The organism is Phreatobacter sp. GW821-FHT04C01 (assembly GCF_059420385.1).
The window spans coordinates 175473-188026 of the sequence record NZ_JBWKTP010000002.1; the positions used below are offsets into that span (position 1 = coordinate 175473).

The following is a 12554-nucleotide window of genomic DNA, read 5'->3' on the forward strand; positions in this document are numbered from 1 at the left end:
CGCCGGGGCCGATCAGCGGCCGGTATTGATCCAGACCGCCTTGGGTTCGGTGAAGTTCTCGATCGCCATGTCGCCATGCTCGCGGCCGAAACCGGAATCGCGCGAGCCGCCCCAGGGCAGGCGCACGTCGGTCGGGCCGAATGTGTTGACCCATACCGTGCCGGCCTTCAGTCGCCGGATGAAACGATGCACCCGGCGAATGTCGGCGCTCCAGATGCCCGCTGCCAGGCTGAAGGCGGTGCCATTGGCCATCCGCAGGGCGTCGTCTTCGTCCTTGAAGCGGATGACCGCGGCCACCGGCCCGAAGATTTCCTCCTGCGAGATCCGCATGCCGTGCTCGACCCCGGCGAAGACCGTGGGGGCCACGAAATAACCGGTGTCTCCGACACGCCGGCCGCCGGTGACGATCGAGGCGCCTTCCTTCACGCCGATATCGATGTAGTCGAGGATGCTGTTCATCTGCACCTTGGAGACCACCGGCCCCATGCCGGTCGCGACGTCGCCGGGATCGCCGAGACGGATCGACTCCGCCCGCGCCGCGAGCCGCTCGACCACCTCGTCATAAACCGCGTCGTGGACCAGGATGCGCGAGCCGGCCGAACAGACCTGGCCGCTGTTGAAGAAAATGCCGGCGGCCGCCGCCTTGACCGCCGCGTCGAGGTCGGCGTCGGGGAAAATGATATTGGCCGACTTGCCGCCGAGTTCCAGGGTGACGCGCTTGAGGTTGCCGGCCGCGCCCCGGAGGATCTGGCGGCCGACGCCGGGCGAGCCGGTGAAGGTCACCTTGTCGATGTCGGGGTGGTCGACCAGGGCCTGGCCGGCGACCCGGCCGAAGCCCGGCAGGACGTTGAGAACGCCGGCGGGAAAGCCTGCTTCGATGGCCAGTTCGCCGATCTTGAGTGCCGTCAGCGGGGTGATCTCGGCGGGTTTCAGCACGACCGTGCAGCCGCAGGCGAGCGCCGGCACGATCTTCCACATGCCGATCATCAAGGGAAAGTTCCAGGGCACGATGGCGGCGACCACGCCCAGCGGCTCGCGCACGGTATAGGTGAGAGCGTCGGCGCGGGTCGGGATGACCTGGCCGTTTATCTTGTCGGCGAGGCCGGCATAATAGGCCAGGGTGTCGAGCACGGCGGGCAGATCCTGACGCCGGATCGACGACACGGGCTTGCCGGTATCGAGGCTCTCCAGCGCGACAAGCTCGTCCTGGTCGCGGCGGATCAGCTCGGCGAGCCTCAGCAGGAGTTGGCCGCGCTCCGCCGCGCGGATCTGGCTCCAGTTGCCCTCGAAGGCGGCGCGCGCCGACCTCACGGCGACATCGACGTCCTCGACCCCGGCCTCGGCGACCGTGGCAATGGCCCTTTCGGTGGCTGGGTTCAGGGTTTGATAATAACGGCCGGACAGGGGCGGAACCCGCCTTCCGTCGATGAGCAGCTCCTGCGCGGCGACAACGCGACCATCAGCCATGACGTTTCTCCAAATATGAAATTTACAGCATATTTAAGAGCAGAACCGTGCTCGTCTGGCCTTGATCCATACGCCACTTTCAGTCGTTGCAAAATATGATATGGATTGCCTATATTCGACTGTAAGCGCATGTCGGACGTCGAAATCCCCAGCCTCGGCAATTATGAATCCAATTGCATAATTGAGCGGGCTCTCGGGCGTGAAGGGGCGGCAGTGATCCGGATCGAGATCGAACCGGTCTGGCGGTTCAGCAAGGACGGCGAGCCGCAGTCCATGCTGGTCATGCTGGACTTCCTCAATGAGATCCGCGCGACGGGCAAGATCGCCGGCGCGGCCGATCAGGCCGGGATGTCCTACCGGCATGCCTGGAACCTGATCGAGAAATGGTCGGCCTTTTTCGAAACGCCGCTGGTGGAGCGCCGACGGGGCCGGGGAACCACGCTGACGCCGTTGGGCGACAAGCTGGTCTGGGCCGGTCAGCGGCTGCGCGCGCGTCTGAAGCCGCAGCTCGAAAACCTTTCGCAGGAGCTCGAGACGGAAATCAACCAGTTGATTCCGCATCGCCCGTCGATCATCCGGGTGCATGCGAGCCATGGCTTCGCGGTTGCCGCCCTGCGGGATCTGCTCGCGCGCGAACCAGGCCTCGAGATCGATTTGCGCTACGTGAGCAATCAGACCTCGCTGGCCTCGCTGGCGCGCGAGGGCTGCGACCTTGCCGGCATGCATTTGCCGCGCGGTGCGCTGCGCCGGCAAAGCATCGCCGCCCAGAGGGAATGGCTGGCGCCGGGCCTGCACCGGGTGATCGGTTTCGTGACCCGCGAAATGGGATTGATGGTCAAGCGCGGCAATCCCCTCGGCATCGGTTCGCCTGCCGCGCTCACGCGCCCGGGCGTCAGCTTCGTCAATCGGGATCCCGATTCCGGGACGCGCCTGCTGTTCGACCAGATCCTGGCGCAGCACCGGATCGAGGGCGCGCGGATCGAGGGCTATTCCAAGATCGAATTCACCCATGCCGCCGTCGCCGCCTATGTCGCCAGCGGCATGGCCGATGTCTGCTTCGGCGTCGAGGCGGCGGCCCGCCAGTTCGGGCTCGATTTCATCCCCCTGCTGACCGAGGACTATTTCTTCGTCTGCCAGCGGCAATTGCTGGAACAGGACGCGATGAAACGCGTTCTGGCCGTGATGCGGAGCCCGGTTTTCCACGACGCGATCGCGCGCCTGCCCGGCTATGCCATCAACGACGCGGGAGTGGTGAAGACTGTCAAGGATGTCTTCCAGCGGGCAGAATGAGGGTCTGCGGCCCGAATCGTCCACGACCTCGCGGCCGGACGACGAACGGAGCCTGACGAATGAGCGGCAATGAACGGATGGTACGCCTCTTCTCCTATGGAACCCTGCAGCAGGAGGGGGTTCAACTGTCCTCCTTCGGCCGCCTCCTGACGGGCTCGGACGACGCGATGCCGGGCTACAGGCAGTCGATGATCGAGATCACCGACCCTGACGTCATTGCCAAGAGCGGCACCAATTTCCACCCCATCGTCATGGCGAGCGACGATCCGCAGGACGCGGTCGCGGGCAAGGTCTTCGAGATCAGCGAGGCCGAACTGGCGGCGGCGGATGCCTATGAGGTCGCCGACTACAAGCGGGTCGCGGTGCGGCTGAAATCCGGTGTCGAGGCCTGGGTTTATATCAAGGCCTAGCTCAGGCCGGCGGTGGCTCGCCGCCTTAGAGAATGCTGCGGAACGGATGGAAGCGCAGCTCGTCGCCGGGGGCGACGCCCTCGTTGCCGGCGGCGATTTCGGCGAAGCCGTCGGCGATGACCAGCGGCCTCAGCCTGGCCGAACCACCGCGTCCGAGAATCTCGATTCCCGCCCGGCCTTGCTCGTCGCTCGCGAGAATGGCCGGAACGAATTCGGTGCGGCCCGGCCGCCGGCGGAACCATGACAGGCTGCGGACCGGATAGCCGCGATCGCGCTGCGGCCGCGCGCCGACCAGGGCCGAGGCCATGGCCCGTCCGAGCAGCATCCAGGAGACCATGCTGGCGACGGGATTGCCGGGCAGGCCGAGATAGCCGGTCGCGCCGATCCGGCCGACCACCGCCGGCTTGCCGGGCTTCAGCGCGATCTTGAGCGCCTCGCCGACGCCGCCGGCGAGCCTGAGCGCGGCGGCCGAGTGGTCCGCTTCACCGGCCGAGGCGCCGCCGGTCGTGACGATCAGGTCGCATCCGCCAGCGAGGCTCGTCAGCCGGCTGGCAATGGCCTCGGATCGATCGGGGACCCAGCCGCCGTCTTCCGCCGCGAAACCGGCGGCCGAGATCAGCGCCAGCAGCATCAGCCGGTTGGAATCATAGATGCTGGCGGGCGCCAGGTCCTCGCCGGGCTGGCGCAGCTCGTCGCCGGTCGAGACGACCGCGATCACAGGCCGCCGCACCAGATCCACCTCGCGATAACCTTGCGCCGCGATGAGCCCGATATGGCGGGCATCGAGCCTGGTTCCTTGGTCGAGGATGCTCTCGGGGGGATCGATATCCTCGCCGCGCGGACGGACATTGTCACCCGCGCGCATGGCCCGCCCGATGGTGATCGTGCCGGCATCGCGCCGGACGTGTTCCTGCATGATCACGGCGTTGGTCCCCGGGGGCAGGGGAGCACCGGTGAAGATGCGCGCGGCCTCGCCTTCTCCGACGGGTCGGCCGCCGTGACCGGCCGCGACGCGATCGGTGACGACCAGCGTGGTCGCCTCGGCGAGCCCCTGGCCGGCGCGCAGGGCGTAGCCGTCCATCGCCGATTGGGTGAAGGGTGGAATCGCGATGCGGGCCATGAGCGGCGCGGCCAGCACCCGTCCGACCGCCGCGGCCAGCGGAACCGTCTCGGTGCCGGTGATGGGGCGGATGAGGCTCGCCGCCCGCGCGCAGGCCTCGTCGACCGAGAGCAGGCCCGCCGGCTTTGCGCGGCCGGCAGCCGGGGCGGTGCGCAAGCTTTCGTCAGGGGCTTTTTGCTCGGTCATAAAGGGCCGGTTCGCATCGTCGGAACCACCATGAAGGCCGATTTTCCGGCGCCTGTCGATGGCCCTCGTCCGGCCGGCTCGCCATGCGCGGCCCGAAGGCGGATCCATGGCCGGGCGGGTCGCCGGCCCGGACCCGCCCTCGGCAGGTGCCGACCAGGCTCAGCAGAAGACGGTCTGGATGGTGGTGAATTCCTTCAGGCCTTCGGCGCCGAACTCGACGCCGATGCCCGACTGCTTGACGCCGCCGAAGGGGGCATTGGGCTGAATGGCGCCGTGCTTGTTGATCCAGACCGAACCGCATTCGAGCTGGCTCGCAACGGCCTTGGCCTCGGCGAGATCCCGGCCCCAGACCGAGCCGCCGAGCCCGGCGGCATTGTCGTTGGCTTTGCGGATCGCCTCGGCGACATGGTGATAGCGAATGATCGGCAAGGCTGGGCCGAATTGCTCGTTGTCGACCAGGCGGCAGCCGTGATCGACGTCGGCGACCAGCGTCACCGGATAGAAATAACCCTGGCCGCCGGCCGGCTTGCCGCCGGTCAGGATCCGGGCGCCCTTGGCGCGGGCTTCGTCGACATAGGCCGAGACGATGTCGAACTGCATGCGGTTCTGCACCGGCCCGAGCACCGAGTCCTCGGCAAAGCCGTCGCCGACGACCACCTTGCGGGCATAAGCCGCGAGCTCAGCGCAGACCGCGTCATAGATGCTGTCATGGACATAGAGCCGCTTCAGGGCGGCGCAGGTCTGCCCGTTGTTGATGAAGGCGCCCCAGAACAGGCCTTCGGCGATCTCGGCGGGCCGGGCGTCGGGCAGGACGATGCCGGCATCGTTGCCGCCGAGTTCCAGCGTCAGGCGCTTGAGGGTTGCCGCGGCGCTCGCCATGATCTTGCGGCCGGTCGGCGTCGAGCCGGTGAAACTCACCTTGGCGATGCCGGGGTGAGACGACATCAGGGCGCCGATATCGTTCTCGCCGGTGACCACGTTGACCACGCCGGGGGGCAGGACCTCGTTGATCAGCTCGACCAGGCGAATGGTGCTGAGCGGGGTCATGGGCGAGGGCTTGATGACGACGGTATTGCCGGTGCGCACCGCCGGGATGATGTGCCAGCAGGCGATCATGACCGGCCAGTTCCAAGGCGTGATGGAGCCGGTCACGCCGATCGGCTTGCGGTGCAGCTCGACCCGGCCGGCCTCGCCGTCCTCAAGCACCTCGACCGGCAGTTCGATATCGGCGGTGTGGCGCGTCCAGGCGAGCGCGCCGCCGATCTCGAAACGGGAGCCGAGGCCGTTCAGCGGCTTGCCCTGCTCCTCGGTGAGGAGGCGGGCGAGCTCTTCCGCATGGGCTTCGATCGTCGCGGCGATCCGGCGGCAGGCTTCGGCCCGTTCGGCATCGGGCACCAGCCGCCAGGCCTGGAAGGCCGCGGCGGCCGCGGCGACCGCGTGGTCGAGATCGGCTGGGGTGGCGAGCGGCATCCGACCGACCACCGATCCGGTGGAGGGATTGGTGACATCGGCGAAGCGGTTGGTGGCGACCCGTTCGCCGCCGATGACCAGCGCGTAGCGATCCATGGATTGTGCTCCTCCCAAGGCGTTTTTTGCCATTAGGCGAGCATCGGGCAGGTTTGTCTTGGTCAGCGGCGCAGCGCGAATTGGACCAGGGCGCGACCTGCTCTTAGGGCTAATGCGGCAGGATGTCTTTCGGCGAGCAGTCGAATGCTCGCTTGAAACAGCGATTGAAGTAGGAAATGTCGTTGAAACCCGAGGAATAGGCGACCGCGGCAATGGTCGGGCCAGCGTCGGCCGGCCGGCTCTGGCGCAGCTGATCGCGGGCAAGGTGTAGCCGGCGCGTGCGGATCAGCGATGTCGCGGTGGTGCCGAGCGTATTGAAGTCGTCCTGCAGCGTGCGCAGGGAAATGCCGATCGTGTCGGCCAGCCATTGCGGCGTCAGGCGCTGGTCGGTCAGATGCCGGTCGATCAGGATCTGGACGATCTCCAGCCGGCCGCAGGCGCTGTCGGAGGGCCGGGCACGGTCGTCGTCGCCGTCCGCGGCGAAGGCCTGGCGTGTCGCGTCGAAAAGCAATTGGCGCAGGTGCGGTGCGCGCCGGTCGCCGGCATCCGTGCCGACCAGCTTGGCCACCAGCGCGCGCAGCATGGCCGACATCGGGTCGCCCGCCTCCAGGCGCCGGGACACCTCGAACCGCACCGACTTCGAGGAGAACAGCATCTGGCGCGGCAAATGCACCGACAGGTGATTGGAGAACTTGCCGCCGAAGTGGAAGACCGAGGGGCTGGCGGAATCCACCAGGATGCAGTCGCCCGGCGCGATGACCGACTGGCGGCCATATTGCTCGATGCCGCAGACCCCCTCGAGCTGGACCAGCAGGAACAGGCTCTCGCCGTAGTCCGCCCGGATATCCTGCCGGTCGCGCCTGATGACATCGAGATCGTTGGCGATGCGTGCCAGTTCCAGGCCGCCGGCCAGCGTCATCGCCGGCGCGCCGGTCACGAGACGGGACGCTTCCAGCGGCTTCGGCTGGAAGCGCCCGCAGATGCCTCTCAGCCTGTCGGACCATTCCTCGACCGGATATCGCTGCCGGCTGGCGGGCATCATGTCCTTGAGCGTGACCAGCTCCATGTCCGGTGTCCCCGACTGCGATGACGGACGCGCCGATGGAGTGGCGAGGCCGACCGACGGCTTGTCCTGGCCGATCATGCGGTGAAGCCGCGGACTTGTGAACCGGGTTTCAGTCCGGCGCGGCGGGCGGGGGCGCGTCTTGCGCCATCTCGGCCGCGAGCGAGGCGAGATAGGGGCGCGCGGCGGCGAAGGTCGCCCGCTCGATCGCGCGATAATGCGCGATCAACGCGGCGCCGAACGGGGTCAGCGTGGCGCCGCCGCCATGCTTGCCGCCCGACTGGCTGACGACCACCGCGTGGCCGCAGATCCGGCCGAGCTCGTCGACCAGTTCCCAGGCGCGGCGATAGGACATGCCCATGGCGCGGCCGCCGGCGGAGATCGATCCGCTCTCGGCGATCTTTTCCAGGAGGTCGATCTTTCCCGGTCCGATGCGGCCTGTCGGGTCGATGTCGATTCTGAGGCTGAGCGTGAGCATGGGCCGTGGCTTGGACGGGGGAGGGACGGTCTCAGTCTAGAGCCATAACAAAGCCAACTCACGGCCTGATTGGTGTTTTCAACGGGCATCGCAACCGGCCGGCCGGGCAGATGGCCGACGGGCCGCCTGTCCCTGCCGTCCCGGCGAGAGGCGGACGGCGGCGGCTAGGCACGAGCTGAGCTGCGCCAACCTGATGTGGCATGACTGCAACAGCGGGGGCCGATCGGCGTGTCCGCGCCGCAAGAGCGAGTGCCGGCCGCGTCTTCCGCGATGCCCGGCACATTCGATATTTCAGCCGCTTGCACGGCTTTCGTCGAACCGCTCAAAAGACCGGCCAGCCGACTTTAGAGACGATCTAAAACATTGTATTTGAACACGAAATTTGATTCGCCTATCGAGTTCCCAGCATCGGACGTCTGGGGCGCCGTTCCCCTGCCGTGTTTCCGGCACGGTGCATGAGCAGGGCCCATGACCACGCAAGCGATCGACCTGGCGAACCTCTATACCGCGGAGCGAGGCCGGCTCGGTCAGCTCATCCGGCGGCTTGTCGGCAACAGGACGACGGCCGACGATCTCGTCCATCAGACCTTCGTCAAGCTGATGGCCAAGGTGGACGCGGACAGCCTGGAGAACTGTCCGGCCTATCTCACCGTGACGGCGCGCAACCTGGCGCTCAATCACCTGCGTGACGCCGCCCGCAAATTCGAGGTCGCGCTGACGCCGGAGGAGTTTCAGGCGATCGCCGATCCGGCGCCGACGCCCGAGATCATGGCGCTCCACCGCAGCGAGTTGCGGCGGGTCCTGCGGGCTGTCGCGGCCTTGCCGCCACGGCGGCGCGAGGCCTTCGTCCTGCACAAGTTCGAGGAGCTGAGCTATGACGAGATCGCGGCGCGCCAGGGCGTCTCCCGCAACACCGTGATCAGCTCGATCGTCGCGGCGCTCGCCGACCTGAACCGGCGCCTCGGATAAAAAACACCCCCGCATCATCATCAGGCGCGTCCCGGGTGTCATAGACAAGAGGGCCGCCGTTGCGCGTCGCGGGCGGAGGCGGCCAAGACAATGATCGGGACCGAGAGGGCCATGGGGCAAGACGCGACGGAACCGTTGGTGCTCGAAGCCCTGGAATGGTTCGTCCGGCTGCGCGACGAGAGCGTCAGCGACGACGAGCGCCGCGCGTTCCGGGCGTGGCTCGATGCCGACGCGTCCCACGCGGCCGCCTGGGCCCATGCCGAGGCGCTGTGGAAGCGCTTCGACATCGTCCAGCCGGAAATGCAGCGGTTGCGCCGCCGTTCGTCGCCCGTCAGCCGGCGTCGGGTGCTGGGCGGCATCGCCTTGCTCGCCGGAGCTTCCGCGATCTATGGGTTCGGCCGCCGCGACCTGTTCGCCGACTACACCACCGACATCGGCGAACGGCGATCCGTCTTGCTGCCCGACGGCAGCCATGTCGAACTGGGCAGCTATTCGGCGCTGTCGCTCGATTTCACGCCGAAGTCGCGAAAGGTCGTTCTGCATCGCGGCGAGGCCTTCTTCGAGGTCGCAGCCGAGGCCGGCCGCATTTTCGCGGTGGCGGCGGGCGGCGGCCGGACCGAGGCGCTCGGCACGCGCTTCGACGTGAAGCATGTCGACGATCTGGTGACCGTCACGGTCAGCGAACATGCCGTCCTGGTGCGCGCGGCGGCGGCCGCGCCGGTCAGGGTCGAGCAAGGCTGGCAGGTGAGCTATGACGGCACGGGACCGGGGGGCCTCAGCGAGGCCGACCTGGCGGTGACCGGCGCCTGGCGCCAGGACAGGATCGTGTTTCAGGACGTGCCGCTGCGCCGGGTTCTCAGCGAGCTGGAGCGCTATCGGCGCGGACGCATCATCCTGACCGACAGCCGCATCGGCGAGACGCCGGTCACCGCCATTTTCGACAGCCGGCAGCCGGGCGATGCCTTGCAGACCATCGCCGAGGCGCTGCCGATCAAGGTCCTTCACGTCTCGCCCTATCTGGCCATCGTCTATCCGGCGCGATGAGCGATCGGGTCGCGAAATTTCTGTCCGGCCCGATCATTGGTTCGGCCCTTCCGGGTGTCAGACCCATTGAGGGGATGTTCACGGCGCCCTTCGGCGGTCCCGCCGCAAGCGGGAAGAAGCGCGGGTGGACCATGCGAAGCAGGACGGCAGGCACAGGCAATTTCGAGGCAGCGGCGAGCGGCGGCGGCTCTCCGTCGACCGCGCGGCGGTCGGTCCTGGCGGCGATGCTGATGGCGAGCACCGGGCTTGCCGCGACCATGGTGCCGCAGCAGCCCGCCTTGGCCCAGGCCCGGCCGGCGACCGCGCCGGTATCCCTCAACATTCGCCCGCAGCCGCTGTCGCAGGCATTGCTGCAACTCGCCAACGTCACCGGGCTCCAGCTTTTCTTCAATGCCGATCTGGTGCGCGGCATCAACTCGCCGGGCGTCCAGGGCTCCTACAGCCGCGCCGAGGCTCTGAGCCGGCTCCTGGCGGGCTCGGGCCTGAGCTATCGGTTCAGCAATGCCAATACCGCGACGATCCAGCGTCCCGCGACGTCGGCGGCCGGCGAGGCCGGGCCCGACGGCGCGATCGCGCTCGATACGATCGATGTCTCGGGCGGCCGCATGGCGGGCGCCGACGAGCCTTATGGGACGCCCGGCCCGGTCAGCCATATCTCACGCGAGACGATCGAGCGCTTTCGCGGCTCGAGCCCCGCTGACATCTTCCGCGGAACGCCCGGTGTGATGTCGGGTGAGGCACGCAACGGCGCCGGTTCGATCGACGTCAATATCCGCGGCATGCAGGGCATGGGGCGCGTGGCGGTGACGGTGGACGGCGCCGAGAACGGGGTGACGGTCTATCAAGGCTATCAGGGCGTCTCGAACCGGACATTCGTCGATCCTGACCTGCTCGCCAGCATCGACGTCAGGAAGGGCTCGGACGTCGCCTCGCGTGGCATGGCGGGCACGGTGACGATGCGGACGCTCGCGGCCGACGACATCATCGATGCGGGCCGCAACTGGGGCGTGCGGGCCAAGGGCGAGATCGGCACGAACTCGTCCTCGCCGATGCCCGGAGCGGTGGGCGGTTATAGCTGGCCGTTCACGCCGGGGGCGGCTCCCGTCGCCACGCCCTCCCGCAGCGGCATGGACCGGCCCGGCCTGCTCACGCCGACCAACGGCTCGGGCAGCCTGGTGACCGCCTGGCGCCAGGAGAATTTCGACATTCTGGTCGGCTATGCCCAGCGCAGCCGCGGCAATTATCACGCCGGGACCAACGGGCCGGCGGCCGAACCGGTCAATGTCGGGCCGCGCCGCATCTGCAACAGCTATGGATGGTGCCAGAACTGGCCGAACTATCTGCAGAACGGCGGCATCACCAATTACCGCGCGGGTGAGGAGGTTCTCAATACTCAGCTCGAGACGCGCTCCTGGCTGGCCAAGGGAACCCTGCGCTTCGAGGGCGGCCACAGTGTCCAGATCGGCTATACCGGCTATCGCAGCGAGGCCGGCGACCTGCTCGCCTCCCAGTTCACCGACGATCGCGGCCAGCCCAGGCAGCAAAGCCAGACGGCCGGCACCCGTCTCGATACCGGCACGCTGCGTTACCGGTGGAACCCGGTCGGCAACGATCTCATCGACCTGAAGGCCAATCTGTGGCTGACCTATCTCGAACTGCGCAATCCGCGGCGCGGCTCGCCGATCCCGACCCCGCAATCGCTTGGCTTGCCGGCCAATTTCCGTACCGGTTCCGATACCCGGATGTGGGGCGGCGATGTCGCCAATACCTCGGCATGGTCGCTCGGACTGGGGCAGGTGAAACTCACTTACGGGCTGTCCTACCAGACCGAGGATACCCGCCCGAGCGCCTATACCAACGCCCTGGAAGGCTGGCTCAACCTGCGCGACGGCGTGAGACGGGAAAGCGGAACCTTCGGCAAACTCGAATACAAGCCGTTCGAGTGGCTGACGCTCAATGGCGGCCTGCGCTATTCGCATTATTGGTCGGAGGACAGGCGCACCCAGGCCAACAGCCCGGAGCAGTTGAACCCGGTCCCCAACCGCAGCGAAGGCGGCCTCAGCCCTTCGGCGGGCGTGACGGTCGAGCCGTTCAAGGGTACCCAGTTCTATGTGAACTATTCCAACGCGCTGCGCTTCCCGAGCCTGGTCGAGACCATGTCGGCCTTCACGCTGATCCCCAATCCCAACCTGCGGCCCGAGCGCTCGAGCAATTGGGAGGTCGGCGCGAACCTGACGCGTGAGAACCTCGTTGCCGCCAATGACCGGCTGCAGATGAAGTTCGGCTATTTCAACTGGGACGTCAGCAACTATATCGCGCGTGAATTCCGGCCGTTCGACGATCCGCGCGGCTTCACCTGGTACGGCATGCAGATCTACAATATCGACCGCGCCAAGTTCGAGGGCCTGGAGTTCTCGGGCCGCTATCAGGTCGGCGGCTTCAGCCTCGAGCTGGCGGCCAATTATTATCTGGGTGTCCAGTTCTGCCGGACCGCGAACTCATGCGCCAGCAGCTCGTTCTACGGCGACTACGCCACCAATCATGTGCCGCCGCAATATTCGGTCAATGTGACGGTGGCGCAGAAGCTGCTCAACGACGCACTCACCGTCGGCGGCCGGATCAGCCATGTGGGCCCAAGGGCGATCGGCCACGGCGCCGTGACGGCGCAGGGGCTCGGCCAGTTCATCGCGCAGATCAACTGGCGGCCTCACACGCTGGTGGACGTCTTCGCCGAATACAAGCTGACCGACAACCTGACGGCCAATCTCCGGATCGAGAACCTGACCGATGTCTACTATGTGGACCCACTCGGGCTGGTCAATCAGCCGGGGCCGGGCCGCACCGTCTATGCCGGCATGACCGCCAAATTCTAGCGGAAGCGCGGCGGGGGCCATTGCGTTGGCTCCCGCCGTCGGGGACCGGGTCGCGGCCGGACACATTCGAACCACGACGCCTTATCCG

General features: G+C 67.3%; 10 protein-coding genes. 5 read left to right on the forward strand and 5 right to left on the reverse strand.

Features of this window, described 5'->3' with window-relative positions:
* Positions 1 to 12: 12 nt before the first annotated feature.
* Positions 13 to 1467 carry an aldehyde dehydrogenase family protein gene (locus tag AC07WJ_RS07860; RefSeq protein WP_494934006.1) on the reverse strand — a complete coding sequence of 485 codons (1455 nt, stop codon included), beginning with the start codon at positions 1465 to 1467 and terminating at the stop codon, positions 13 to 15.
* 213 nt (positions 1468 to 1680) lie between these two features.
* Between AC07WJ_RS07860 and AC07WJ_RS07865 the strand changes: the two genes are divergently transcribed.
* Positions 1681 to 2757 (forward strand): substrate-binding domain-containing protein, encoded by a 1077-nt coding sequence (locus AC07WJ_RS07865; RefSeq protein ID WP_494934750.1) that lies wholly within the window; start codon positions 1681 to 1683, stop codon positions 2755 to 2757.
* Positions 2758 to 2816: 59 nt separating this feature from the next.
* Entirely contained in the window at positions 2817 to 3167 is a 351-nt protein-coding gene (locus tag AC07WJ_RS07870; protein ID WP_494934007.1) for a gamma-glutamylcyclotransferase family protein, read from the forward strand.
* A gap of 25 nt (positions 3168 to 3192) precedes the next feature.
* On the opposite strand, the gene AC07WJ_RS07875 is transcribed toward AC07WJ_RS07870, so the two are convergent.
* From AC07WJ_RS07875 to AC07WJ_RS07890, 4 genes are all read right to left on the reverse strand, one after another.
* On the reverse strand, positions 3193 to 4443 hold the full coding sequence (locus tag AC07WJ_RS07875) for a molybdopterin molybdotransferase MoeA (protein WP_494934008.1): 1251 nt from the start codon (positions 4441 to 4443) through the stop codon (positions 3193 to 3195).
* Positions 4444 to 4632: 189 nt separating this feature from the next.
* Complete coding sequence (locus tag AC07WJ_RS07880; protein ID WP_494934009.1) at positions 4633 to 6039, reverse strand: aldehyde dehydrogenase family protein; 1407 nt, start codon at positions 6037 to 6039, stop codon at positions 4633 to 4635.
* Positions 6040 to 6148: 109 nt separating this feature from the next.
* Entirely contained in the window at positions 6149 to 7183 is a 1035-nt protein-coding gene (locus AC07WJ_RS07885) for a helix-turn-helix domain-containing protein (protein WP_494934010.1), read from the reverse strand.
* Between the two features lie 31 nt (positions 7184 to 7214).
* A complete protein-coding gene (locus tag AC07WJ_RS07890) occupies positions 7215 to 7580 on the reverse strand; it encodes a winged helix-turn-helix domain-containing protein (protein ID WP_494934011.1) in 366 nt (121 codons plus the stop codon).
* A 468-nt stretch (positions 7581 to 8048) separates the two neighbouring features.
* On the opposite strand from AC07WJ_RS07890, the gene AC07WJ_RS07895 reads away from it, so the two are divergent.
* From AC07WJ_RS07895 to AC07WJ_RS07905, 3 genes are all read left to right on the forward strand, one after another.
* Complete coding sequence (locus AC07WJ_RS07895; protein ID WP_494934012.1) at positions 8049 to 8549, forward strand: RNA polymerase sigma factor; 501 nt, start codon at positions 8049 to 8051, stop codon at positions 8547 to 8549.
* Between the two features lie 111 nt (positions 8550 to 8660).
* Complete coding sequence (locus tag AC07WJ_RS07900; protein WP_494934013.1) at positions 8661 to 9593, forward strand: FecR family protein; 933 nt, start codon at positions 8661 to 8663, stop codon at positions 9591 to 9593.
* 131 nt (positions 9594 to 9724) lie between these two features.
* Positions 9725 to 12466 (forward strand): TonB-dependent receptor, encoded by a 2742-nt coding sequence (locus AC07WJ_RS07905; protein ID WP_494934014.1) that lies wholly within the window; start codon positions 9725 to 9727, stop codon positions 12464 to 12466.
* The last annotated feature ends 88 nt before the right edge of the window (positions 12467 to 12554 follow it).